Annotated in this window: 22 protein-coding genes; 10 read left to right on the forward strand and 12 right to left on the reverse strand. The window is 65.1% G+C overall.

Annotated elements, in window-relative coordinates:
* Window positions 1-17 precede the first annotated feature (17 nt).
* The 3 genes from U4Y88_RS08590 (at window position 18) to U4Y88_RS08600 (ending at window position 3,123) form a co-directional block, all read left to right on the forward strand.
* Window positions 18-1,049: a CDP-6-deoxy-delta-3,4-glucoseen reductase gene (locus U4Y88_RS08590; protein WP_310630002.1), complete on the forward strand. Its 1,032-nt coding sequence runs from the start codon at window positions 18-20 to the stop codon at window positions 1,047-1,049.
* A 389-nt stretch (window positions 1,050-1,438) separates the two neighbouring features.
* Window positions 1,439-2,623 carry an acetylornithine transaminase gene (locus U4Y88_RS08595; protein ID WP_224004475.1) on the forward strand — a complete coding sequence of 395 codons (1,185 nt, stop codon included), beginning with the start codon at window positions 1,439-1,441 and terminating at the stop codon, window positions 2,621-2,623.
* A gap of 29 nt (window positions 2,624-2,652) precedes the next feature.
* On the forward strand, window positions 2,653-3,123 hold the full coding sequence (locus tag U4Y88_RS08600; protein ID WP_415774409.1) for a GNAT family acetyltransferase: 471 nt from the start codon (window positions 2,653-2,655) through the stop codon (window positions 3,121-3,123).
* A 116-nt stretch (window positions 3,124-3,239) separates the two neighbouring features.
* Here U4Y88_RS08600 and U4Y88_RS08605 read toward each other — a convergent pair whose 3' ends face one another.
* The 6 genes from U4Y88_RS08605 to U4Y88_RS08630 form a co-directional block, all read right to left on the reverse strand.
* Window positions 3,240-3,956 carry an ABC transporter ATP-binding protein gene (locus U4Y88_RS08605; RefSeq protein ID WP_321783362.1) on the reverse strand — a complete coding sequence of 239 codons (717 nt, stop codon included), beginning with the start codon at window positions 3,954-3,956 and terminating at the stop codon, window positions 3,240-3,242.
* Window positions 3,956-4,732 carry an ABC transporter ATP-binding protein gene (locus U4Y88_RS08610; RefSeq protein WP_224004482.1) on the reverse strand — a complete coding sequence of 259 codons (777 nt, stop codon included), beginning with the start codon at window positions 4,730-4,732 and terminating at the stop codon, window positions 3,956-3,958. The genes U4Y88_RS08605 and U4Y88_RS08610 overlap by 1 nt, the downstream gene beginning before the upstream one ends.
* Window positions 4,733-4,756: 24 nt before the next feature.
* Window positions 4,757-5,926: an ABC transporter permease subunit gene (locus tag U4Y88_RS08615; RefSeq protein ID WP_224004484.1), complete on the reverse strand. Its 1,170-nt coding sequence runs from the start codon at window positions 5,924-5,926 to the stop codon at window positions 4,757-4,759.
* A 16-nt stretch (window positions 5,927-5,942) separates the two neighbouring features.
* Window positions 5,943-6,893: a branched-chain amino acid ABC transporter permease gene (locus U4Y88_RS08620; protein WP_224004487.1), complete on the reverse strand. Its 951-nt coding sequence runs from the start codon at window positions 6,891-6,893 to the stop codon at window positions 5,943-5,945.
* 1,155 nt (window positions 6,894-8,048) lie between these two features.
* On the reverse strand, window positions 8,049-9,029 hold the full coding sequence (ispH, locus tag U4Y88_RS08625) for a 4-hydroxy-3-methylbut-2-enyl diphosphate reductase (protein ID WP_224004490.1): 981 nt from the start codon (window positions 9,027-9,029) through the stop codon (window positions 8,049-8,051).
* 5 nt (window positions 9,030-9,034) lie between these two features.
* Window positions 9,035-9,490: an FKBP-type peptidyl-prolyl cis-trans isomerase gene (locus tag U4Y88_RS08630; protein ID WP_224004493.1), complete on the reverse strand. Its 456-nt coding sequence runs from the start codon at window positions 9,488-9,490 to the stop codon at window positions 9,035-9,037.
* Between the two features lie 206 nt (window positions 9,491-9,696).
* Here U4Y88_RS08630 and radC point away from each other — a divergent pair, with 206 nt between their 5' ends.
* From radC to nadB, 4 genes are all read left to right on the forward strand, one after another.
* Complete coding sequence (gene radC / locus U4Y88_RS08635; protein ID WP_310630008.1) at window positions 9,697-10,341, forward strand: RadC family protein; 645 nt, start codon at window positions 9,697-9,699, stop codon at window positions 10,339-10,341.
* Between the two features lie 271 nt (window positions 10,342-10,612).
* Window positions 10,613-10,846 carry a 50S ribosomal protein L28 gene (gene rpmB / locus U4Y88_RS08640; protein ID WP_027794135.1) on the forward strand — a complete coding sequence of 78 codons (234 nt, stop codon included), beginning with the start codon at window positions 10,613-10,615 and terminating at the stop codon, window positions 10,844-10,846.
* A gap of 10 nt (window positions 10,847-10,856) precedes the next feature.
* Entirely contained in the window at window positions 10,857-11,024 is a 168-nt protein-coding gene (gene rpmG, locus U4Y88_RS08645) for a 50S ribosomal protein L33 (protein ID WP_027817504.1), read from the forward strand.
* Between the two features lie 266 nt (window positions 11,025-11,290).
* Window positions 11,291-12,892: an L-aspartate oxidase gene (gene nadB, locus U4Y88_RS08650; protein WP_321783364.1), complete on the forward strand. Its 1,602-nt coding sequence runs from the start codon at window positions 11,291-11,293 to the stop codon at window positions 12,890-12,892.
* Between the two features lie 89 nt (window positions 12,893-12,981).
* Here nadB and nadC read toward each other — a convergent pair whose 3' ends face one another.
* The 6 genes from nadC to purN form a co-directional block, all read right to left on the reverse strand.
* Window positions 12,982-13,881, reverse strand: a complete 900-nt coding sequence (gene nadC, locus U4Y88_RS08655) for a carboxylating nicotinate-nucleotide diphosphorylase (RefSeq protein WP_321783366.1) — start codon at window positions 13,879-13,881, stop codon at window positions 12,982-12,984.
* On the reverse strand, window positions 13,881-15,011 hold the full coding sequence (gene nadA / locus U4Y88_RS08660; protein WP_224004501.1) for a quinolinate synthase NadA: 1,131 nt from the start codon (window positions 15,009-15,011) through the stop codon (window positions 13,881-13,883). Before nadA ends, nadC begins: the two co-directional genes overlap by 1 nt.
* Before the next feature lie 253 nt (window positions 15,012-15,264).
* Complete coding sequence (locus U4Y88_RS08665; protein WP_224004504.1) at window positions 15,265-16,461, reverse strand: acyl-CoA desaturase; 1,197 nt, start codon at window positions 16,459-16,461, stop codon at window positions 15,265-15,267.
* A gap of 217 nt (window positions 16,462-16,678) precedes the next feature.
* The gene (locus tag U4Y88_RS08670) at window positions 16,679-18,037 is read right to left on the reverse strand and encodes a mechanosensitive ion channel family protein (protein WP_321783368.1); all 1,359 of its coding nucleotides are present in this window, start codon (window positions 18,035-18,037) and stop codon (window positions 16,679-16,681) included.
* A 123-nt stretch (window positions 18,038-18,160) separates the two neighbouring features.
* Window positions 18,161-19,552, reverse strand: coding sequence for an RsmB/NOP family class I SAM-dependent RNA methyltransferase (locus tag U4Y88_RS08675; RefSeq protein ID WP_224004507.1), 1,392 nt, complete (start codon window positions 19,550-19,552; stop codon window positions 18,161-18,163).
* Window positions 19,549-20,223: a phosphoribosylglycinamide formyltransferase gene (purN, locus tag U4Y88_RS08680; RefSeq protein WP_224004510.1), complete on the reverse strand. Its 675-nt coding sequence runs from the start codon at window positions 20,221-20,223 to the stop codon at window positions 19,549-19,551. The genes U4Y88_RS08675 and purN overlap by 4 nt, the downstream gene beginning before the upstream one ends.
* 122 nt (window positions 20,224-20,345) lie before the next feature.
* On the opposite strand from purN, the gene U4Y88_RS08685 reads away from it, so the two are divergent.
* From U4Y88_RS08685 to lspA, 3 genes are all read left to right on the forward strand, one after another.
* The gene (locus U4Y88_RS08685) at window positions 20,346-21,380 is read left to right on the forward strand and encodes a bifunctional riboflavin kinase/FAD synthetase (protein WP_224004513.1); all 1,035 of its coding nucleotides are present in this window, start codon (window positions 20,346-20,348) and stop codon (window positions 21,378-21,380) included.
* A 158-nt stretch (window positions 21,381-21,538) separates the two neighbouring features.
* Window positions 21,539-24,388: an isoleucine--tRNA ligase gene (gene ileS, locus U4Y88_RS08690; protein ID WP_224004516.1), complete on the forward strand. Its 2,850-nt coding sequence runs from the start codon at window positions 21,539-21,541 to the stop codon at window positions 24,386-24,388.
* Window positions 24,388-24,903: a signal peptidase II gene (gene lspA / locus U4Y88_RS08695; RefSeq protein ID WP_321783370.1), complete on the forward strand. Its 516-nt coding sequence runs from the start codon at window positions 24,388-24,390 to the stop codon at window positions 24,901-24,903. The genes ileS and lspA overlap by 1 nt, the downstream gene beginning before the upstream one ends.
* Window positions 24,904-24,913: the final 10 nt, after the last annotated feature.

Genomic DNA, 24,913 nt, shown 5'->3' on the forward strand with positions numbered 1-24,913 from the left:
GACTGGCTTTCTCGAACATGGCATTCAACGTAACGCTCAAGCAAAGCGGCCGGACTTTCCAGGTCGAACCCGACGAACCCATCCTCAACGCGGCGCTGCGTCAAGGCGTCGGCTTGCCCTATGGCTGCAAGAACGGCGCCTGCGGCTCGTGCAAGGGCACGGTCTGCAGCGGCGAAGTCGAGCAGCGCGCGCACGCGGCATCGGCGCTCTCGAACGACGAGCGCACGCGCGGCATGGCGCTGTTCTGCTGCGCGACCGCGCAGACCGACCTCGAAATCGACATCCGCGAAGTGGCGGGCGTCGGCGACGTGCAGGTGCGCAAGCTGCCCACGCGCATCGCCGGGATCGAGCGCAAGGCCGACGACGTCATCGTCCTCAAGCTGCAACTGCCCGCCAACGAGCGCCTGCAATATCTGGCCGGCCAGTACCTCGAATTCATCCTCAAGGACGGCACGCGCCGCTGCTACTCGATGGCGAGCGCCCCGCACGAAGAAGGCCCGATCGAGCTGCACATCCGCCATATGCCCGGCGGCAAGTTCACCGACCACGTCTTCACGCAGATGAAGGAGCGCGACATCCTGCGCTTCGAGGCGCCGCTCGGCACCTTCTTCCTGCGCGAGGATTCGGACAAGCCCATCGTGCTGCTCGCTTCGGGCACCGGCTTCGCGCCGCTCAAGGCGATCGTCGAGCACGCGGTTCACAAGAACCTGAACCGCCCGATGACGCTCTACTGGGGCGCGCGCCAGAAGAAGGACCTGTATCTGCTCGAACTCGCCGAGCAATGGGCGAAGGACATCCCGAACTTCCGCTTCGTGCCGGTGCTCTCCGAGCCCGCCGCCGGCGACGCCTGGACCGGCCGCACGGGCTTCGTGCACCGCGCCGTGGTCGAGGACCTGCCCGATCTGTCCGGCCACCAGGTCTACGCGTGCGGCGCGCCGGTGATGGTCGAGTCGGCCCAGCGCGACTTCTCGCAGCATCACGGCCTGCCCGAAGACGAGTTCTACGCGGACTCGTTCACGAGCGCCGCCGACCTCGCCAATCCGGTCTGAAGCCGCCTGGATTGCGCGCGCCGCGGCTCGTCGCGCGCGCAATCCGGCACAATCGCGCGCCGTCGACGGCGTTCCGCGGCGCGCCGCCGCGCCCGCCGTCACGAAAAATTCTTCGGCCGATTGGAGAAATTCGGCACATTGATGGTTTACATGGCCGTTCGGCTTGTCGTATTCTTGCGCCCATGAACCGCCTCCTGTCCGCTCTCCGACGTCGCCGCTCGCCCCACCATCAGGGCCTGGCTTAGTCGCGGACGCGCGTTGCATCGTTCAACGCACAGGAAAGTTCGAATCACGAAAGCCACGGCCAGTCCGTGGCTTTTTGTTTTTCCGCCGTATCCGTTCACCCTGTTCTCAACCTTTTTTGCTGCCCCAGCGCGGAGCCTGTTGCCATGAATTTTTCCGAGTACCCGATCGAGTCGCTGATGTACATCACCAACCGGCCCGAAATCGTTTTCACGCATGGCAAGGGGTCGTGGCTCTACGACAACGAAGGCAAGCGCTATCTCGACTTCATCCAGGGCTGGGCGGTCAACAGCCTCGGCCACTGCAACGACGGCATGATCGAGGCGATGGACAAGCAGTCGCGCCTGCTCATCAACCCGTCGCCGGCCTTCTACAACGAGCCGATGGCGAAGCTCGCGGGCCTGCTCACGGCCAATAGCTGCTTCGACAAGGTGTTCTTCGCCAACAGCGGCGCCGAAGCCAACGAAGGCGCGATCAAGCTCGCGCGCAAATGGGGCAAGAAGTATCGCGACGGCGCGTTCGAAATCATCACGTTCGACCACAGCTTCCACGGCCGCACGATCGCGACGATGTCGGCGAGCGGCAAGCCGGGCTGGGACACGATCTACGCGCCGCAAGTGCCGGGCTTCCCGAAGGCCGACCTGAACGACATCGCCTCGGTCGAGAAGCTCATCAGCGCGAAGACCGTCGCCGTGATGCTCGAGCCGATCCAGGGCGAAGGCGGCGTGATCCCCGCCACGCGCGAATTCATGCAGCAGCTGCGCGCGCTCACGCAGAAGCACGGCATCCTGCTGATCGCCGACGAAGTGCAGACCGGCTGCGGCCGCGCAGGCACGCTGTTCGCCTATGAACTGTCGGGTATCGAGCCGGACATCATGACGCTCGGCAAGGGCATCGGCGGCGGCGTGCCGCTCGCGGCCCTGCTCGCGAAGAAGGAAGTGAGCGTGTTCGAAGCCGGCGATCAGGGCGGCACCTACAACGGCAACCCGGTGATGACCGCCGCCGGTTACTCGGTGATCTCGCAACTGCTCGCGCCGGGCTTCCTCGAAGGCGTGCGCGCGCGCGGCGAATACCTGCGCGAAAAGCTGCTCGAACTGTCGGCGGAACGCGGCTTCGAGGGCGAGCGCGGCGAAGGTCTGCTGCGCGCGCTGATGCTCGGCAAGGACATCGGCCCGGCGATCGTCGACAAGGCGCGCGACATGCAGCCCGACGGCCTGCTGCTGAACGCGGCGCGCCCGAACCTGCTGCGCTTCATGCCCGCGCTGAACGTGACGACCGAGGAAATCGACCAGATGATGGCGATGCTGCGCACCATCCTCGACTCGCTGTAATCGCACGGAATACAACGCGGAGCAAAGCGATGACCGTCACGATCCGCGCCTTCGCCGAAGCCGACACCGAAGCGGTGCTCGCGCTCTGGCGTCAGGCGTTTCCCGAGTACAACGACGCGAGCCGTCCGCATCGCGATCCGCGCCTGTCGATCGCGAACAAGCTCGGCACGCAGCCGGAGCTGTTTTTCGTGGCGATTCGCCATGAAGGCGATGAAACCGGCACGCTCGTCGGCACGGCGATGGCGGGTTACGACGGGCATCGCGGCTGGCTGTATTCGGTCGCCGTTGCGCCCGAGGCGCGTCGGCTTGGCCTGGGCACGCGGCTCGTGCGCCACGCCGAAAACGCGCTGGCCGCGATGGGCTGCCTGAAGCTCAACCTTCAGGTGCTCACCGACAAGCCCGAGGTGCTCGCGTTCTACAACCGCCTCGGCTATTGCACCGACGCCGTAATCAGTCTCGGCAAGCGTCTTTCCGCACAGGAGTCCGAAGCACTCGCCTGAGCGCGGCCACGGCCAACGCAAAGACGCAGCGACATAGAGATGCAAAGAAAAAGCCGCATGGGTTTCGCAACCCATGCGGCTTTTGTCTTATTGGCGCCCGCGTGGAGCGCGCCCGATCACTCGCCCAGATACGCCGCGCGCACCTTCGGATCGTCGAGCATCTGCTTGGCCTCGCCTTCCATCGTCACGAGACCCGAGTCCATCACGTAGCCGCGATTCGCCGCCTGCAGCGCGAGACGCGCGTTCTGCTCGACCAGCAGCACCGTGATGCCTTCCGACGAGATCGTACGCACCACTTCGAAGATCTTCTCGACCATGATCGGCGAGAGACCCATCGACGGCTCGTCGAGCAACAGCAGCTTCGGACGGCTGATGATCGCGCGCGCCATCGCCAGCATCTGCTGCTCGCCGCCCGAGAGCGTGCCCGCGAGCTGCGTGGCGCGTTCCTTCAGGCGCGGGAAGAAGCCGAACATGCGCTCGACGTCCTTCTGGATGCCGTCCTTGTCGTTGCGCAGGTACGCGCCCATCTGCATGTTTTCGAGGATCGACATGCGCGCGAAGATGCCCCGGCCTTCCGGCACCATCGCGAGGCCGCGCTTGAGCAGTTCATACGCGGGCACGCCCTTGATCGACTGGCCCATGTACTCGATGTCGCCCGCCGCGTACGGCTTCAGACCGGTGATGGCCTTCATCGTCGTGGTCTTGCCCGCGCCGTTCGCGCCGATCAGCGTGACCAGTTCGCCCGCGCGAACTTCCATGTCGACGCCCTTGACCGCCTGAATGCCGCCGTAGTTGACCTGCAGGCCCTTGATTTTCAGAACCGGTGTAGACATCAGTGAACCCCCGCACCCAGATACGCCTCGATCACCTTCGGGTCCTTCTGCACGTCGTGCGGCAGACCCTCGGCGATCACCTTGCCATAGTCGAGCACTGTCATCCGGTTGCACAGGCCCATCACCAGTTTCACGTCGTGCTCGATCAGCAGGATGGTCTTGCCATCGGCGCGGATCTTGTCGAGCAGGCGCGTGAGTTCGACCTTCTCGGTCGCGTTCATGCCGGCCGCCGGCTCGTCGAGCGCGAGCAGCTTCGGATCGGTTGCGAGCGCGCGCGCGATTTCCAGACGGCGCTGGTGGCCGTACGAGAGATTGCGCGACGTGTAGTCCGCGTACTGCGCGATACCCACGTATTCGAGCAGTTCGAGCGCGCGTTCCTTGATCTCGCGTTCTTCCTTGCGCTCCGAGGGCGTCTGGAACACCGCGCCCAGCAGGCCATGCTTCGTACGCACGTGACGGCCGACCATCACGTTTTCGAGCGCCGTCATGCCGCCGAACAGACGAATGTTCTGGAAGGTGCGCGCAATGCCCGCCTTCGCCACCTGGTAGACCGCCGTCGGCGTATAGGCTTCGCCGTCGAGCTTGAACTCGCCCGAATCGGGCGTGTAGAGACCGGTGATCACGTTGAAGAACGTGGTCTTGCCGGCGCCGTTCGGGCCGATCAGGCCGTAAATCGTGCCTTCCTCGATTTGCAGGCCCACGTCGGAGAGCGCTTGCAGACCGCCGAAGCGCTTGTTCACGCCCTTCACGGACAGGCGGATGGATTTATTGCTCATGTTCTGTTCCTCTCCTGTTCGCGATCAGGCGCGCACCGGCTTCTTGCTGCCGCGCTTGGCGATCTTCGCGATCTTGTCTTCGTGCTTCGGCGAGGGCCACAGGCCTTCCGAGCGATACAGCATGATCACGACCATGGCGAGGCCGTAGAGCAGCTGGCGAATCACTTCCGTATCGACGATTTCATGGCCGAACAGCATGTGCTGGAGCGGGCCCATCGTCGAGCGCAGGAACTCGGGGAAGATGGCGAGCAGCACGGCGCCCAGAATCACGCCGGGGATGTGGCCCATACCGCCGAGCACCACGCAGGCGAGCACCACGACCGACTCCCAGAACGTGAACGATTCCGGCGACACGAAGCCCTGGAACGCGCCGAACATCGCGCCCGACAGGCCGCCGAACGACGCGCCCATCGCGAACGCCAGCAGCTTCACGTTACGCGTGTTGATGCCCATGGCCTTCGCGGCGATTTCGTCTTCGCGGATCGCGGCCCATGCGCGGCCGATACGCGAGTGCTGCAAACGCGTACACACCCAGATCACGAGCAGCGCGCAGATCACGAACGCGTAGTAATACATGTAGACCGACGTGAACGTGAAGCCGAGGATCTCGTGCGGCTGCGCCAGGTTGAAACCGAACACGTGCAGCGGCGCCACGCCCGTAATGCCTTGCGGCCCGTTGGTGATGTTCACCGGACGGTCGAGGTTGTTCATGAAGATACGAACGATTTCCCCGAAGCCCAGCGTCACGATCGCGAGGTAGTCGCCGCGCAGACGCAGCGTCGGTGCGCCGAGCAGAATGCCCGCGATCGCCGCGAACGCCATCGCGCACGGAATCACGATCCAGTACGGCGTATGCAGGCCGCCCGGGAACATGCTCGCGATCCATGCGAACTGCGTGCTCAGATGCGGCGACGTCAGCAGCGCGGCCGTGTAGGCGCCCACCGCGTAGAACGCGATATAGCCCAGGTCCAGCAGACCGGCGAAGCCCACCACCACGTTCAGGCCCAACGCGAGCATCACGTAGAGCATCGCGAAGTCGAGCACGCGCACCCAGTAGTTGCCGCCCGCGGCACCCACCACGAACGGCAGCGAGGCCACGACGATCGCGGTCACGATGCCGATCGCGAACGTGCGCGTCGTGTTCTTCTCGGGGATGAGCGTCGTCGACGGCTCGATCGGTTGAATTGAAGTCATGTTGATCTACTCCCTCTTATGCGCGATCCGCGACACGTTCGCCCAACAGCCCCGACGGACGGAACACGAGCACCACGATCAGCACGACGAATGCGAACACGTCCTGATAGTTACTGCCGAACACCCCGCCGGTCAGATTGCCGATGTAACCCGCGCCGAGCTGCTCGATCAGACCGAGCACCACGCCGCCGACCATCGCGCCGCCGAGATTGCCGATACCGCCCAGCACCGCCGCCGTGAAGGCCTTCATACCGGGGATGAAGCCCATGTAGAAGTGCGCGTTGCCGTATTCCGAGGCGATCATCACGCCGGCCAGCGCAGCGAGCGCCGAGCCGATCATGAAGGTCGCGGAAATCACGAAGTTCGGGTTCACGCCCATCAGGCTCGCGTTGGCCGGATTTTCGGCGATCGCACGCATGGCGCGGCCGAGCTTGGTGCGGTGAACGAGGATCAGCAGACCCGCCATCACGAGGAACGCGACCACGATGATCACGATTTCGGTCGGCGAGATCACCGCGCCCACGCCGGTTTCAGTCGGCTTGATCACGTTGATCGGGTCGGTCGAGATGAGCTGCGGGAAGGCCAGCGGATTGCGGCCCCAGATGATCATCGCGAGCGTTTGCAGCAGGATCGAGACGCCGATCGCGGTGATCAGCGGCGCGAGACGCGGCGCGCGGCGCAGCGGCCGGTAGGCGATCCGTTCGATGGTGTACCCGACGAACGCGCAAACCACGGCGGCGATCACGAGCGCGATGCACAGCGTGGGGATGTTCCCGAGGCCGGGGAAGTGATTCTGCAGCACCGTGATCGCGGAGAGCGCCACCATCGCGCCGACCATCAGCACGTCGCCGTGCGCGAAGTTGATGATGCCCAAAATCCCGTACACCATCGTGTAGCCCAGTGCAATGATGGCGTAGATGCTGCCAAGCACCAGCCCATTCAGGATCTGCTGGACGAAAATATCCATTTAATGCTCCTTAGCCCGTGCGACCGGATTCGCGCTGTCATCGGCCGGTGGGCGATGTTTTACGGAACCGCAACGACACTTTCGGGTACTGAAGTAAAAGACCGGTAACGGTTGGCCACCCCCGGTTCGCGTTGACGCTGTGTTGCAGCGGCAGGCTCGCCGGAAGCGGATGCAAAAACGGCACCGTCGGATGGTTCGGTGCCGTCGGGTTCAACTACCTGTCACATTCGCTGCGACGCGTGCGCGGCCGGCCTCGCGGCCAACAGCGCAAACGCCCAACGCCATGACTCCCTGGATCGGGCCGGGAATCCCCGCCTCGCTACCGTTTACGGCAGCATCGGCCAGGATCTTTCGGACCGCGACAAAAACCGCTCTCGCGCCGCGGCTAGCACATGCAACATGTGTGCCAGTTCGAACGGCCACGCGAGCGCCCGTCGATCCGCACGGCTCAGCAACGCGCGGACAAGCTTTCTCCGGGAGTGCAACGGTCATCGATGTCGCGCTCCTGCCCTGCCGTGCACCGCGAATGTGCCGCGCTTGGCGCGGCGCAACCGCAGCCGCAGCAGTTGCGGCAACAGCAAACTCGATTTGCATTAAACAGGTCTCCTGCGCCTTCCGAAATGCTTGCCTGACGGGCCTCGCGCTGACGTCCGGCCCTCAGAACGCGCGCATTGTAACTCCTATTATGCAGGCGGCAATATTGTTGAATCGGCAGGGTTTTCCTGCATTGCAACCTTTTTCGAGAAAGCACCCCAAGCACGGTTGCACCGTAGGTTGCGCCGTATTTTCGTGCATCAGTTGCACCAAAAATCGGCAGACCTAACATCAAGTGTTGTGAAGGCCGGGCGCGGGGCCTTATCGGGCGGGCGTCGGCTGCACCACGTTGAACAATTAAATGGTGATGGAATTCGCGCCCGGATTTGGTGCGGACGCTGAAAACACTTATCGAGACATCGATTTAACGGGGTCAGATAACCGTCGCGGACCCTGCCCTCTAGCGAAAACACCTAGTCGGAAGCCGCGTAGCGACGCGGTTCACCGCACACTTTTATTAATATGACCCCATTTGTTTGAGCAGCGGATTGCAGCGGCGAGGCATAAAAAAAGCGCGCCCGAGGGCGCGCTTCTTCGTCGGCGAATGCCGGATCGCGGCGATCAGGCCACCTGGCCGAGCCCGCGCGGCAGCGGAAACGCGATGTTTTCCTCGATGCCTTCGAGCGCGCGCACGTTGCGCACGCCCAGCTCGTTCAGACGCTGGATGATCTTCTGCGCGAGCGCCTCGGGCGCCGACGCGCCGGCCGTCAGACCGATGCGGCGCTTGCCTTCGAGCCAGGCCGGATCGATCTGGTCGGGCGCGTCCACCATATAGGCGGGGATGCCGCGCTTTTCGGCCACTTCACGCAGGCGATTCGAATTCGAGCTGTTCGGGCTGCCGACCACGATCACGACGTCGCACTGCGGCGCCATGAACTTCACCGCGTCCTGACGGTTCTGCGTGGCGTAGCAGATGTCCTGCTTCTTCGGCTCGCGAATGCCGGGGAAGCGCGCCTTGAGCGCCTCGATGATCTCGGCGGCGTCGTCGACGGACAGCGTGGTCTGCGTGACGAAGGCCACGCGCGCCGGATCGCGCAGCGACAGCGACTCGACGTCGGCGATGTCCTCGACGAGATACATGCCTTCCTGCGCCTGGCCCATCGTGCCCTCGACTTCCGGGTGGCCCTTGTGGCCGATCATCACGATGTCGAGGCCTTCGTCGCGCATCTTCGCGACTTCGACGTGCACCTTGGTCACGAGCGGACAGGTCGCGTCGTAGACGCGCAGCCCGCGCGCCTCGGCGTCGGAGCGAACGGCCTTCGACACGCCATGCGCGCTGAAGATGACGGTATTGCCGGACGGCACTTCATCGAGCTGCTCGATGAAGATCGCCCCTTTCTGGCGCAGGTCCTCGACCACGTACGCGTTGTGGACGATCTCGTGGCGCACGTAGATGGGCGCACCGTGGATCTGGATGGCGCGCTCGACGATCTCAATGGCGCGGTCGACGCCGGCGCAGAAGCCGCGCGGCTGCGCGAGCAGGATTTCAGCTTCGGCGAGTTGAGCGCGGTCGACGACAGTAGACGTGTCCGTGGAGGTCATGGGCTTTACAGGATTCCGATGATTTGCACTTCGAACGCAACCGCCTGGCCAGCGAGCGGATGGTTGAAATCGAACAGCGCGGAGGTTTCGTTCACTTCCTTGAGCACGCCCGCGTAGCGGTTGCCGTCGGGTGCGTTGAACTCGATGAGATCGCCCGGATTGAACGACTCACCGATCATGGCGTTGTCGCGCAGCGTCTTGAGCGAGATGCGCTGGATCAAATCGGGATTGCGCTGACCGAACGCGACGCCGGGTTCTAGCTGAAAGGTGGAGTGGTGACCGACCTTCAGACCTTGCAGAATGTTTTCCAGCGGCGGCGCGAGCTGCCCGGCGCCCAGCAGCAGCGTGGCGGGCCGGTCGGCAAACGTGTTGACGATTTCGGTGCCGTCGGCGAGGCAAAGCCGGTAATTCAGCGTGACGTGGGAACCCGGTTTCACCTCGGAAATATCGATGATGCTCATGCGGTACTCGTTTCGTCTGGTCGCGCCCTCGGGCGCCGGTCCGTCGCGGCGGTCGCGAGCGGAAAAGCCTCATTGTAAGCCACATAGTTCCTGGACGGACGCCACATGCGAGCGGCATCCACGTCCGCAACAAGGAGATTCAATTGGTGAAAATCGCCTGCGATACGCCCCTCTGGAACGACGAGCCGGCGCCCAGCCGCCGCGCCATGCCGCGCGAGCGGCTACGCGAAGCCGGCCCGGCAGCGCTCTCCGATCTGGAACTGGTTGCGCTGCTGTTGGGATCGGGTTTGCCGGGCCATAACGTCTTCGACGTGGCGCGCGCCCTGCTCGATCACTTCAAATCCTTACGCGCGATGCTCGACGCGCCGCCCGAGGAATTCGAGGCCGTGCGCGGCATCGGCCCGGCCAAGGCGGCCATGCTGATGGCCGTGGTCGAGCTGGCGCGGCGCGCGCTGGCCGAGCAACTCGAAGAAAAGCCGCTGATCGACTCGCCCGGCGCCGTCGAAGACTATCTGCGGCTGATGATCGGCAGCCGCTCGCAGGAAGTGTTCGTCTGCCTCTTTCTCGACGTGCGCCACCGGCTGATCCGCTACGAGGAAATCGCGCGCGGCTCGCTCACGCACATGGCGGTCTATCCGCGCGAAATCGTGCGGCGCGCGCTGATGCTCAACGCCGCGAGCCTGATCGTCGCCCACAACCACCCTTCCGGCGCGGTGCAGCCGAGCGCGAGCGACCGCCGTCTCACGCGGGTGCTGCGCGACACGCTGGCGCTCGTGGAGGTGCGGCTCGTCGATCACATGATCATCGGCGCGCGGGAGACGTTCTCTTTTGCCCGCCACGGACTAGACTAATAGACGCGCCGGCGAGCCCCGCCCCGAAAACAGCGCAGCCAACAACACGATCTGCAAATCGTGTTTGATTTTCCTGGGCTTTTTCTGCTAAACTCTCGGTTTGCCTATTTCCAACCCTGTTCCGAAGGCCCGTCAAGGCGTTCCAGGGGAAATACGGCCTGGGTTCGAGGTTGTCTCTCATCCATACGTGAGCGCGCTCTGATTCCGGCCATTTCTCGCCTGGGAAACTTTAAGCGGCTCTCGAACTCAGAATTTCCGTAGGAGTGCACTCATGGCACGTGTATGCCAAGTCACTGGGAAAGCGCCGATGAGCGGCAACAACGTTTCCCACGCTAACAACAAAACCAAGCGCCGTTTCCTCCCGAATCTGCAAAATCGCCGTTTCTGGGTTGAAAGCGAAAACCGTTGGGTGCGTCTGCGCATCTCGAACGCAGGCCTGCGCCTGATCGACAAGAACGGCATCGACTCCGTGCTCGCAGACCTGCGCGCACGCGGCGAACTGTAAGGAGTAAGTCATGGCCAAGGGTATCCGCGACAAGATCAAGCTCGAGTCGACCGCAGGCACGGGTCACTTCTACACGACCACGAAGAACAAGCGCAACATGCCGGAAAAAATGTCGATCAAGAAGTTCGACCCGGTTGTTCGCAAGCACGTCGAGTACAAGGAAACGAAGATCAAGTAAATCTTGATCCGAGCCTGACGAAGACATTCAAAACCCCGCTCTCGAGCGGGGTTTTGTTTTTGCGCCCCGCTTTCATCGCGAGGCGTCTGCTTTTCATGCGCGCGCTTTTCACAGCCGCGTAACGATCTTTTGTTCTCCACGACCGCTGCGTGGCTTTTCGTCTGCTCCCCTCTCGGAGTATGCTTCCCGCTTCACTCGCCGCGGGCGCGCCCAGCGCAGGTCCGGCGGCAGAAAGCGCAGAACAAGAGAGACGGAGAAGCAGCACCATGAATTTCGATGTAGCGATCGTCGGCAGCGGGCTGGCGGGATTGAGCGTGGCCCTGAATCTGGCCGAAACGCGCCGCGTGGTGGTGATCGCCAAGCGCGCGATGACCGAAGGCGCGAGCGACCGCGCGCAGGGCGGCATCGCCGCGGTGCTCGACTCGGCGGACAGCGTCGAAAACCACGTCGACGACACGCTGGTCGCGGGCGGCGGCCTGTGCGACGAAGCGGCCACGCGCTACATCGTCGAGCATGGCCGCGAGGCGATCGAATGGCTGATCGGCCAGGACGTGCCCTTCACGAAGGACGCCGCCGCCGAAATGGGCTTCCATCTCACGCGCGAAGGCGGCCACAGCCATCGCCGCATCATCCACGCCGCCGACGCCACCGGCCACGCCGTGGTGCAGACGCTGCTCGAACGCGCGCGCCAGCATCCGAATATCACGATCCTCGAAGATCATCAGGCGATCGACGTCATCACGTCCGACCGGCTCGGCCTGCCGGGCCGCCGCTGCCACGGTCTCTATGCGCTCGATCTCAAGAACGACCGCACGGTGACGATCCAGGCGCCGCACACGGTGCTGGCGACGGGCGGCGCGGGCAAGGTCTATCTCTACACGACGAACCCCGACACCGCGACCGGCGACGGCATCGCGATGGCCTGGCGCGCGGGCTGCCGCGTGGCGAACATGGAGTTCATCCAGTTCCATCCGACCTGCCTGTTCCATCCGCACGCGAAGTCGTTCCTGATTTCCGAAGCCGTGCGCGGCGAAGGCGGCGTGCTGCGCCTGCCCGACGGCACGCGCTTCATGCCCGAGCACGACGCGCGCGCCGAACTCGCGCCGCGCGATATCGTGGCGCGCGCGATCGACTTCGAAATCAAGAAACACGGCATCGATTGCGTGCATCTGGACATCAGCCATCAGCCGCCCGCGTTTCTCGAAGAACACTTCCCGACCATCCTCGCGCGCTGCCGCGAGTTCGGCATCGACATCACGAAAGAGCCGATTCCGGTCGTGCCCGCCGCGCACTACACCTGCGGCGGCGTGGTCACCGACCTCGCGGGCCGCACCGATCTCGCGGGCCTCTACGCGGTCGGCGAAACCTCGTACACGGGCCTGCACGGCGCGAACCGCCTCGCCTCGAACTCGCTGCTCGAATGCCTCGTGATCGGCCGCTCGGCGGCGGAAGCGATCGAGGCCGAAGGCTTCGAAGCGGCCGCGCACGCCCCGCTGCCCGACTGGGACGAAAGCCGCGTCTCCGACTCCGACGAGGAAGTCGTGGTCGCGCACAACTGGGACGAATTGCGCCGCCTGATGTGGAATTACGTCGGCATCGTGCGCACCGACAAGCGTCTGGAGCGCGCGCAACACCGCATTTCGCTGCTGCGCGACGAAATCCAGGAGTACTACGCGAACTTCCGCGTGACGCGCGATCTGCTGGAACTGCGCAACCTCGTGGAAGTGGCCTCGCTGATCGTCGAAAGCGCGCGCTCGCGCCGCGAAAGCCGCGGCTTGCACTACAGCCGCGACTGGCCGAACTCGCTGCCGAAGGCACTGCCGACCGTGCTCGCGCCCGAGCGCGTGCGTAACCGCAACCTCGCGTAAGCCGAACGCCGCGCCACAACAGCGGCAAAAGAAAAAGCCGCCTCAAACGAGGCGGCTTTTTTCATTCGAAGCGCAGTGAGCGCCGACGCTCAGACGATCCGCATCGAGTAGTCGGTCGCGCGCACGTCCTTCGTGAGCGCGCCGATCGAGACGCGATCGACGCCGGTTTCGGCAATCGTGCGCACCGTGTCGAAGTTCACGCCGCCCGATACTTCGAGCAGCGCGCGCCCCGCCGTGCGCTTGACGGCCTCGCGCATCATCTCGAACGAGAAGTTGTCGAGCAGCACCGAGGTCGCGCCGTGCGCGAGCGCCGTGTCGAGCTGATCGAGCGTTTCGACCTCGATCTGGATGGGCACGCCCGCGTTCAGTGCCAGCGCCGCGTCCATCGCCGCGCCCACGCCGCCCGCCGCCGCGATGTGGTTTTCCTTGATCAGGATGCCGTCGTAGAGCGCGAGGCGCTGATTCGCGCCGCCGCCCACACGCACCGCGTACTTCTGCGCGAGGCGCAGGCCCGGCAGCGTCTTGCGCGTGTCGAGGATGCGCGTGGTCGTGTGCGCGATCGCGTCCACGTAGCGGCGCGTCGCGCTCGCCACGCCCGACAGCAGTTGCAGGAAGTTCATCGCATTGCGCTCGGCCGTGAGCAGCGCGCGCGCCGGCCCGCGCAGCGAGCACACCACGGAGTCGGCCGTCATGCGGTCGCCTTCGCGATAGTGCCAGCGCACCTCGATGCGCGCATCGACCTGCTTCACCACGGCGTCGAACCACAGCACGCCGCAGAGCACCGCGTCTTCGCGCACGATGATGCGCGCGTCGCGCATCTCGTCGGCGGGCACGAGGCGGCCGGTCTGGTCGCCGGTGCCGACGTCTTCGCTCAGCGCATCCGCCACATTGCGCGCGATCGCGGCGTCGAACGCCGCGCCGTATTGCGCGCGCACCTCGGGCAGCACGGACGAGACGGCGTCCACGGCCAGCAATTCCAGTGCGCCCATTACGCTGCCCCCACGTTCGAGAACAGCGCGCCGTCGCGCGCGAGATCGCCGCTCGCCTGCACGCGGCGCTTGTGTTCCGCCGCGAACGCGAGCATGCGATCGATCGGCAGACGCGCGCGCTCGCCGATGGCCGCATCGACGAAAATTTCGTTATGGCCGCGTTCGAGCACGTCCGCGAGATTCGCGAGGCCGTTCATCGCCATCCACGGGCAATGCGCGCAGCTCTTGCAGGTCGCGCTGTTGCCGGCCGTGGGCGCTTCGATAAAGGTCTTGCCCGGCGCCGCGAGGCGCATCTTGTGCAGGATGCCCAGATCGGTCGCGACGATGAAACGCTGCGCGTCGAGCTTCACGGCGGCGTCGATCAGCTGCGTGGTCGAGCCGACCACGTCCGCGAGCGCGACCACGGCTTCCGGCGATTCCGGGTGGACCAGAATCTTCGCGTCGGGATATTCGGCGCGCAGCAAGTCGAGCTCGATGCCCTTGAACTCGTCGTGCACGAGGCACGAGCCCTGCCACAGCAGCATGTCGGCGCCGGTCTTCTTCTGGATGTAGCTGCCCAGATGGCGGTCCGGCGCCCAGAGGATCTTTTCGCCCTTCGCGTGCAGATCGGCGACGATTTCGAGGCCGATCGACGAGGTGACCATCCAGTCCGCGCGCGCCTTCACGGCCGCACTGGTGTTCGCGTAGACGACCACGGTGCGGTCGGGATGCTGGTCGCAGAACGCCGAGAATTCGTCGACGGGGCAGCCGAGGTCGAGCGAGCAGGTCGCGTCGAGGTCGGGCATCAGGATGCGCTTGTTCGGGCTCAGGATCTTCGCGGTTTCGCCCATGAAGCGCACGCCCGCGACGACCAGCGTCTGCGCCTCGTGATCGCGGCCGAAGCGCGCCATTTCGAGCGAATCGGCCACGCAGCCGCCGGTTTCGTCCGCCAGCTCCTGCAATTCGGGATCGACATAATAGTGCGCGACGAGCACCGCCTTCTCGCGCTTGAGCAACGCGCGGATGCGCTCCTTCAATGCAACGCGCTCCGCCGCCGACGGCGCGTCGGGCACCGTCGCCCACGCCTGTCCGACGCTGCACACCGCGCCTTGCGGCCGGTCGTACTCGACCGCTCTGATTGCCTGACTCATGATCTCCTCTACCGGCCAAAACGAGCGTTTGCGCCCTTGTTCCGGCCCCATGCCAGTTGCACAGCCTGACCGCAGCCCTGCCGATCGCCACGGTGCGAAATCCGCGCGCTGCGCCGATTTTTCCGCGGCCCAAAAAGAAAAACCCCGCCAGCGCGGGGTTTTGTGACGTACCTGAATTCTAATGGATTTTTCCGCCGCTCACGCAGCCCGCATGGACGACTGCGAGGCCGCGAACGCGCGGAAATCCACCGGATCAGGCGTAGCGGCGCAGACGCGTCGCGAATTCCTGGAGCGCCTTGATGCCGCTTTGTTCAGCGCGATGGCACCAATCCTGGAGCTGCGTGAGCAGTTGTTCGCGCGAGGCGCTCGAACGTTCCCAGATGGCCGCGAGTTCATTGCGCAGTTCGATGAAGGTGCGCAGCTTCTGGCTGTCCGCGAAGATCTGCGGCAGCTGGCGCTTTTGCGGCTCGTTCAGGCTGGCTTCTTCCTTGTCGAACCACTTGCGCGCGCCGCGCATGACCTTGTACTTCTCGCGCTCGCCCACTTCCTTCAGATGCGCGAGCTCCTGGCGATACGCCTGCTTCACGACCGTGGCGTAACGCGCCATGACTTCATAGCGGTTCGACAGCACGGCTTGCAGCGTTTCGTGGTCGGGCACGAGCTTGGTCTTGGAGAGGCGCGGCGTGGGCGCGACCTTCTTGACCTTGGCGAGACCAACGGCCTGCATGATGCGGATGTACATCCAGCCGATGTCGAACTCGTACCACTTGCTCGACAGCTTCGCCGAGGTGGCGAAGGTGTGGTGATTGTTGTGCAGTTCTTCGCCGCCGATGATGATGCCGAGCGGGAACAGGTTCGTGCTGGCGTCCGACGAATTGAAGTTGCGATAGCCCCAGAAGTGGCCGAGACCGTTCACGACGCCGGCGGCCCAGAACGGGATCCACGCCATCTGCACGGCCCAGACGGAGAGACCGACCAGACCGAACAGCGCCACGTCGATCACCATCATGATGCTCACGCCGAGGATCGGGAAGCGCGTGTAGACGTTGCGCTCCATCCAGTCGTTGGGCGTGCCGTGGCTGAAGCGGCGCAGCGTTTCTTCGTTCTTCGCTTCGGCGCGATAGAGTTCGGCGCCTTCGAGCAGCACCTTCCAGATGCCGCGCGTTTGCGGGCTGTGCGGATCTTCTTCGGTCTCGCACTTGGCGTGGTGCTTGCGGTGGATCGCGGCCCACTGACCCGTCAGCATGCCCGTGGTCATCCACAGCCAGAAGCGGAAGAAGTGGCTCATGATCGGATGCAGCTCGAGCGCGCGGTGCGCCTGGCAGCGGTGCAGATACACCGTGACGCCGACGATCGTGATGTGGGTGACCACCGCCACGAACAGCAGGATCTGCCACCACGAGAAGTGCAGCACGCCGTGAGCGAGGAAATCAAGCAGGGAATTCAACAAGGTTCGTACCCGTGAAACGTAGCGCGGCGGCCTTTCAGCCCGAAACCGCTGTCAAGAAAGTGAAAGCGTACAGCAGGAGGTTGGACGGCATTCTACTAGAACCGTTCCAAGTGTTTGTAACAAATGAAGATTTTTTTCTTTAACGGCCGCGGAGTCAACCGTCTTTAGGGCGCCAGGGGCGGTTTGCCGCACATTCGAGACGCCCTTCCGGCCCTTCTTACCTTTCGTCGGCGGCCGTTTGAGGCTGAGCTTCGCTCCGCGCCTGCGTCGGCGGCCCCGCCACCGGCATCGCCCCGCCAATGATGCGCACCTCGCGCTGCGCGAACGGGATCGAAATCCCCGCTTCGTTATACAGGCGCCAGATGTTCATGTTCACCGCCGAGCGCACGCTCGACGTGCCGTTGGCCGCGTCGGCGATCCAGAAACCGAGTTCGAGATTGATGCCGTCGCCGCCGAAACTCGCCAGATACGGCGTGGGGGCCGGATCGGTCAGCACGCGCTCGATGCCCTCGGCCGCGCGCGCGAGCAGCGCCATCGCCTGGTCGAGATCGGTGTCGTAGGCGACCTGCACGGCGGCCTTGGCATAGCCGCGCGTCAGGTACGAGGACTGGTTCTGCACCACATCGGTGATCAGCTTTTCGTTCGGGATCAGCGTTTCGACGCCGTCGAGGCCGCGCACGACCGTGTAGCGCGTGCGGATCTGCGTGACCTTGCCCGCGAGTCCGCTCACGTTGATGGTGTCGCCGAGGCGCAGCGAGCGGTCGATCAGGATGATGAAGCCCGACACGTAGTTGCTCGCGATCTTCTGCAAGCCGAAGCCCAGCCCCACGCCGAGCGCGCCGCCGAACACGCCCAGCACCGTGATGTCGATGCCGACGATCGAGAGGCTGAACAGGATGGCCGCGAACACCAGCAGCGCGCGGCCCACGCGCGCGAGCACGACGCGCAGATTGGCGTCGATGGTGGTCGCGCGCATCAGCCGGTCTTCGAGCGCCGCGCCCGCCCAGACCGCCATGATCATCGTCACGCAGACCCACAGCAGGCCGTTGGACAGCGACAGCAGGCTCACGTGCGAGGTGCCGATGCGAAAGCGCACGCTCTCCATCCACGCGAGCACGTCGTCCTGGATGCCGAGCACGGTGAACAGCATGCCGAGCCAGACGATCAGCGAAACGAGCTTTTCGACGATGCCGAGCCACGCGTGCGTCTGGCCGTTGCGGCCGAACACGCGCCGCGCGAAGAAGAACGCGATGTAGATGAGCCCGATGCCGAACAGCGGCACCAGCGCGAGATTGAGCAGCGAAGTGTGGATGAAATTGCTGGCGATCTCGCGCGCGATCCAGACGCTGCCCGCGCCGATCAGCGGGAAGAAGGCGCGCGACAGGCTTTCGGCGCCGAAGGGCAGGCCTTCGTAGCGTTGCTGGCGGCGCGTTTCGAGCACGCGGCGCAGCAGCCGCGCGAGCAGCCAGGCCAGCACGAGCGCGCCGATCAGCACGGCGACCTGCCAGAGCATGACCGGCTGGCCGAAGTCGCGGATCACGCCGCCCAGCATGTGCGAAAAAATGCGGTTTTCCATCATGGGTCAAGAATGCAAACGGAATGCAAACGGACTGCGAACAGCGCGAATTCAAACGGCGCGGGGCCGCCCGATCTGAATCGGACGGCCCCGCGTGATACGGCTTGCTACCTCCCGAGCCGCTTATTCCTGCGTCGCGTCCGGCTCGGCGGCCTCGGGCTGCTGCGCCTTGGCGATGGCGTCGGCGGCTTCGGTCGCGGCGGCGGATTCCTCGGGCGTGGTCTCGGCAGCCGCCTTCTTCGTCTTCAACTTCGGCTCGCTACGACGCTCCAGCACGGCGGCGAAGAAGCCGTCCGTGGCGTGGCGGTGCGGCCACAGCGAGAGGTAATCGCCGGTATCGAGGCCCACGCGCTGGTCCGCCAGCACGTCGCGCGCGCTCACCAATGCGAAATCGGGATGCGCGTCGAGGAACTGCTTCACGACCGCTTCGTTCTCGGCTTCGAGAATGCTGCAGGTCGCGTAGACCAGACGGCCGCCGCGCTTGAGCAGGCGCGCGGCGCTCGTGAGAATCGACAACTGCTTGGGCGCGAGTTCGGCGACCGACTCGGGCGACTGGCGCCACTTGAGGTCGGGATTGCGGCGCAGCGTGCCCAGACCCGAGCACGGCGCATCGACCAGCACGCGGTCGATCTTGCCGATCAGGCGCTTGATCTTGGCGTCGTGTTCGCTGTCGATCAGCACCGGATTGACGTTCGAGAGGCCGCTGCGCGCGAGGCGCGGCTTGAGCTTCGCGAGACGGCGATCGGAAATGTCGAACGCGTAGAGTCGGCCCGACGAGCGCATCATCGCGCCGAGCGCCAGCGTCTTGCCGCCCGCGCCCGCGCAGAAGTCCACCACCATCTCGCCACGGCGCGGCGCGACCAGCGAGCACAGCAGCTGGCTGCCCTCATCCTGCACTTCGAACCAGCCGTCCTTGAAGGCGTCGAGCTTCGAGAGCGCGGGCTTGCCCGTCACGCGCACGCCGTTCGGCGCGAACGGCGTCTCGCCGCCTTCGATACCGGCGGTCGACAGCGCGCGCAGCAACTCTTCGCGGCTAGCCTTGATCGGGTTCGAGCGCAGGTCCAGCGGCGCCGGATAGTTCAGCGCGGCGGCCAGCTGCACGATTTCGGCGGTGTCGAAGCGCGTTTCGAGCGACTTCACGATCCAGTCGGGCAGGTTCAGCTGCACGCGCTGCGGCAGGCTCGCCGGGTCGATCTTCGCAACGTGTTCGAGCCAGTTCGCCTCGGCGTCCGAGAGGAACGGACGGATCGCCGAGCGGCCCGCCGTGGCCATCAGGCCGAGCAGCGTGAGGCGGCGCGTCGGGCTGCCCGCACCGCTTTCGGCGAGGTGCGCGAACTCCGTGCGGCGGCGCAGGACCGCAAACACGGCTTCGGCGATCACGCCGCGCTCGGCGTGACCGAGCTTCGGATGCTCGCGGAAAAAGCGGCTCGTGATCGCGTCGGCGGGGCCGGCGAACTTGAGCACTTCGGCGAGCAGCGTCTCGGTTTGTCCAATCAAAAATCCATGCAGCCTCATACGCCCTCCCCGGCGGTGTGTGCTTGTGCTTCGTTTGCGTCGTCAAGGAAGAGCCATTGCGGCTCGGGTGGCGTCAGTGTCACGCGCTCGCCGTCGAGCGCGAGGCGCCCTTCGACGAACCAGCGCACTGCGCGCGGGTAAATCACATGTTCGGTCTTGAGCACGCGCGCGGCCAGCGCCGCGGCGTCGTCGCCGGCGCGCACCGGAATGCCCGACTGCGCGACGATGGGACCATGATCCAGCGTGGGCGTGACGAAATGCACCGTGGCGCCGTGCACGCGGCAACCCGCGTCGAGCGCCTGCTGGTGCGTTTTGAGGCCCGGAAAGCTCGGCAGCAGCGACGGATGGATATTGAGCATCCGACCCGAATAATGCGTGACGAAACCTTCGGTCAGCACGCGCATGAAGCCCGCGAGCACGACGAGATCGGGCGCAAAACCGTCGATGGTTTGCGCGAGCGCCGCGTCGAAGGCGGCGCGATCCGGATACTGGCGATGATCGACCACCGCCGTGGCAATGCCGTGCGACGCCGCGAACGCAAGGCCCGCAGCGTCAGGACGGTTGGCAATCACGGCGGCGATGCGCGCCGGCCAGGCTTCGTGCGCGCACGCGCGCACGATGGCTTCCATGTTGCTGCCCCGCCCCGAAATCAGGATGACGAGATTTTTCATCCGCGGATTTTATCATCGGGGAGGGTCGCCGACGCTCGGGCGGGAGCGATCGCCTCCGCGTGCGTTTATAATCTCCTGTTTAGTCGCGGCCCAGGCCGCACCACCGGTCATATCGAGCGCGCATGGCCCGCGCGCTTTTCGAGGTTCCTCCAGGTTCCGCTATCGTGAGAGTCTTCCGCGGTCTTCCCAACGCCGAAAGCCGCGCGCCCTGCGCGCTCACCATCGGCAATTTCGACGGTGTCCACCGCGGACATCAGGCGCTGCTCGCGCGCGTGCGCGAAGCCGCGAACGCGCGCGGCCTGCCGGTCTGCGTGATGACCTTCGAACCGCATCCCCGCGAGTTCTTCAATCCTGCCAGCGCCCCGCCGCGCATCGCCATGCTGCGCGACAAGCTCGAAGCGCTGCGCGAGAACGGCGTGGACCGCGTGGTGGTCGAGCATTTCAACCACACGTTCGCGAGCCAGTCGCCGGACGCGTTCGTCGAACGCATCATCGTGGGCGGCCTGCACGCGCGCTGGATGATGATCGGCGACGACTTCCGCTACGGCGCGAAGCGTGCGGGCGATTTCGCCTCGCTGCAGCTCGCGGGCCGCGAACACGGCTTCGAAGTCGAACAGATGGCGACCGTCGCCGACCCGTCGGGCGTGCGCATTTCCAGCTCCGCCGTGCGCACGCAGCTCGCGGCCGGCGATCTGGACGCGGCGCGCGCCTCGCTCGGCCGCGGTTATGAAATCAGCGGGCACGTCGTGCACGGCCTGAAGCTCGGCCGCGACCTCGGCTTCCCCACGCTGAATCTGCCGATCGGCCACAAGCGCCCCGCGCTCAAGGGCATTTTCGTCGTGCAGGTTCACGGTATCGCCGACCACCCGCTGCCGGGCGTCGCGAGCCTCGGTCTGCGGCCCACGGTCGACGACTCGGGCCGCGTGCTGCTCGAAGTGCATCTGCTCGACTGGCACGGCAGCGCGTACGGCAAGCTCGTGCGCGTCGAGTTCCTGAAGAAGCTGCGCGACGAGGAGAAGTTCGCCGACCTCGAAACGCTCACCGCCGCGATCGCACGCGACGTGGCCAACGCCCGCGCGTGGTTCGCCGCGGCGGGCACGGGCGCGGCCGGCGGCGCGTCCACCGGTTTCGCCACCTCGGCGACCGACCGAATTTGACCCGCGGCCCGCGCGCGTCTTGCTTCGCAAAGCACGCGTTCCGGGCCGCCCGCCCCCAGGCGCCGCCGCGAAACGCGTGCGGCGTCCGAGGCGACGGTTGCGCGGCATCGCCCGCAATGCTGACGCCATGCATCCCCCGAATTCCACGTGATCTCACCATGAGCGACAAAAAAGCATCCTCCGGCAAGCCGCAAAAGTCCGAATCGAAGTACCCCGTCAACCTGCTCGACACGCCGTTCCCCATGCGCGGCGACCTGCCCAAGCGCGAGCCGCAATGGGTCAAGGAGTGGGAAGAACAAGGTATCTACAAGAAGATCCGCGCAGCCTCGAAGGGCCGCAAGAAGTTCATCCTGCACGACGGCCCGCCGTATGCGAACGGCGACATCCACCTCGGCCACGCGGTGAACAAGATCCTCAAGGACATGATCGTCAAGGCGCGCAATCTCGCGGGCTACGACGCGGTCTACGTGCCGGGCTGGGACTGCCACGGCATGCCGATCGAAATCCAGATCGAAAAGCAGTTCGGCAAGTCGCTGCCCGCGCAGGAAGTGATGAAGAAGGCGCGCGAATACGCAGCCGGCCAGATCGAAACGCAGAAGAAGGGCTTCAAGCGCCTGGGCGTGCTCGGCGACTGGGACAACCCGTACAAGACCATGAACTTCGCGAACGAGGCAGGCGAAATCCGCGCCCTCGCGAAGATCATGGAGAAGGGTTATGTGTTCCGCGGCCTGAAGCCGGTGAACTGGTGCTTCGACTGCGGCTCGGCGCTCGCTGAAGCCGAAGTCGAGTACAAGGACAAGACCGATCCGACCATCGACGTGCTGTTCACGTTCGCGCAGCCCGCCGAAACGGCGGCCGCGTTCGGCCTCGCCGCGCTGCCGCGCGAGGAAGGCGGCATCGTCATCTGGACCACGACGCCCTGGACGATCCCGTCGAACCAGGCGCTCAACGTGCACCCGGAAATCGAGTACGCGCTCGTCGACACGCAGCGCGGCCTGCTGATTCTCGCGAGCGAACGCGTCGAAGCCTGCATGAAGGACTTCGGCCTCGAAGGCACGGTCGTCGCCACCACGCAGGGCGAAAAGCTCGCGAACCTGCGCTTCAATCACCCGCTCGCGTCGGCGCATCCGGGCTACAAGCGCACCTCGCCCATCTACCTGGGCGACTACGTGACGACCGACACCGGCACGGGCATCGTGCACTCGGCGCCCGCCTACGGCGTGGAAGACTTCGTGTCGTGCAAGTCGCACGGCATGGTCGACTCCGACATCATCAGCCCGGTGATGGGCGATGGCCGTTACGTCGAATCGCTGCCGCTGTTCGGCGGCCTGTCGATCTGGGACGCGAACCCGAAGGTCGTGGACGCGCTCGACGCCGCCGGCACCCTGCTGCGCAGCGAAAAGTACCTGCACAGCTACATGCACTGCTGGCGCCACAAGACGCCCATCATCTACCGCGCGACCTCGCAATGGTTCGCGGGCATGGACGTCACGCCGAACGACGGCGGCAAGACGCTGCGCGAAACCGCGCTCGAAGGCATCGAAGCCACGGCGTTCTATCCGTCGTGGGGCAAGCAGCGCCTGTTCTCGATGATCGCCAACCGCCCGGACTGGACGCTCTCGCGCCAGCGCCAATGGGGTGTGCCGATGGCGTTCTTCGTGCACAAGGAAACCGGCGAGCTGCATCCGCGCACGCCGGAACTGCTCGAAGAAGTCGCGAAGCGCGTCGAGAAGGCCGGCATCGAAGCCTGGCAGACGCTCGATCCGCGCGAATTGATCGGCGACGACGCGAATATGTACGAGAAGAACCGCGACACGCTCGACGTGTGGTTCGACTCGGGCACGACGCACTGGCACGTGCTGCGCGGCTCGCACGCGGAAGAACTGCAGTTCCCGGCCGACCTCTATCTGGAAGGCTCGGACCAGCATCGCGGCTGGTTCCATTCGTCGCTGCTGACCGCTTCGATGCTCGACGGCCGCCCGCCCTACAACGCGCTGCTCACGCACGGCTTCACCGTCGACGGCGAAGGCCGCAAGATGTCGAAGTCGCTCGGCAACGGCGTCGATCCGCATGAAGTGGCGAACCGTCTGGGCGCGGAAATCATCCGCCTGTGGATCGCGTCGACCGACTATTCGGGCGAACTGGCGATCTCGGAAGAAATCCTGAAGCGCGTGACGGAAGGCTATCGCCGTATCCGCAACACGCTGCGCTTCCTGCTCTCGAACCTGTCGGACTTCGACTTCGAGAAGCACGCGCTGCCCGCCGATCAATGGCTCGAAATCGACCGTTATGCCGTGGCGCTCACGCACACGCTGCAAAACGACGTGCTCTCGCACTACGACCGCTACGAGTTCCACCCGGTCGTGGCGAAGCTGCAGACGTTCTGCTCGGAAGATCTCGGCGGCTTCTATCTCGACGTGCTGAAGGACCGCCTCTACACGAGCGCGCCGGATTCGGCCGCCCGTCGCGGTGCGCAGACGGCGCTGCATCACATCACGCACAGCCTGCTGCGCATCCTCGCGCCGTTCCTCTCGTTCACGGCCGAAGAAGCGTGGAAGGTGTTCCAGCCGCAAAGCGAAACCATCTTCACCGAGACCTTCCATGCGTTCCCGGACATCGCGAGCGCGCAGGATCTGATCGTCAAGTGGACGCTGCTGCGCGAAGTGCGCGGCAACGTCACGAAGGCGCTCGAAGAGGCGCGCGGCGCGAACCAGATCGGCTCGTCGCTGCAGGCCGAAGTGCGCATTCTCGCGAGCGGCGCGCGTTACGACGCCCTCACCTCGCTCGGCGACGACCTGAAGTTCGTGCTGATCACCTCGGCGGCGGAAGTCGTGAAGGTCGAAAGCGAAGCGGACGAAGGCGTCGAAGTCGTGACCTCGAAGTACCTCAAGTGCGAACGCTGCTGGCACTATCGCGACGACGTGGGCGCGAACGCCGAGCATCCGGGCCTGTGCGGCCGCTGCGTCGTCAATCTGTTCGGCAACGGCGAATCCCGGAGCGCCGCATAATGGCCAAGACCATGACGAAGCAAATGAAGCCGAATGGCGCGAGCGGTACGCTCGCGCCGTGGCTCGGCATCGCGGTGATCGTGATCCTCGCGGATCAGCTCACCAAGATCGCCATCGCCAAAGTGTTCGCTTACGGCGAAGGCCGCGTGATCACGCCGTTCTTCAACCTCGTGCTGGTCTACAACAAGGGCGCGGCGTTCAGCTTCCTCGCGGCGGCGGGCGGCTGGCAGCGCTGGGCGTTCACGGCGCTGGGCGTCGTGGCCGCGCTGGTGATCTGCTATCTGCTCAAGCGTCACGCGGGCCAGCGCATGTTCTGCACGGCGCTCTCGCTCATCCTGGGCGGCGCGCTCGGCAACGTGATCGACCGCCTGATGTACGGCCACGTGATCGACTTCCTGGACTTCCATCTGGGCCACTCGCACTGGCCGGCGTTCAACGTCGCGGACAGCGCGATCTGCGTCGGCGCGGCCTTGCTGGTGTTCGACGAACTGCGGCGCGTGCGCGGCTCGCGTTAAGTCACGGCGC

Source organism: Paraburkholderia sp. J94 (assembly GCF_905220285.1).
GTDB classification, from domain to species: domain Bacteria; phylum Pseudomonadota; class Gammaproteobacteria; order Burkholderiales; family Burkholderiaceae; genus Paraburkholderia; species Paraburkholderia tropica_A.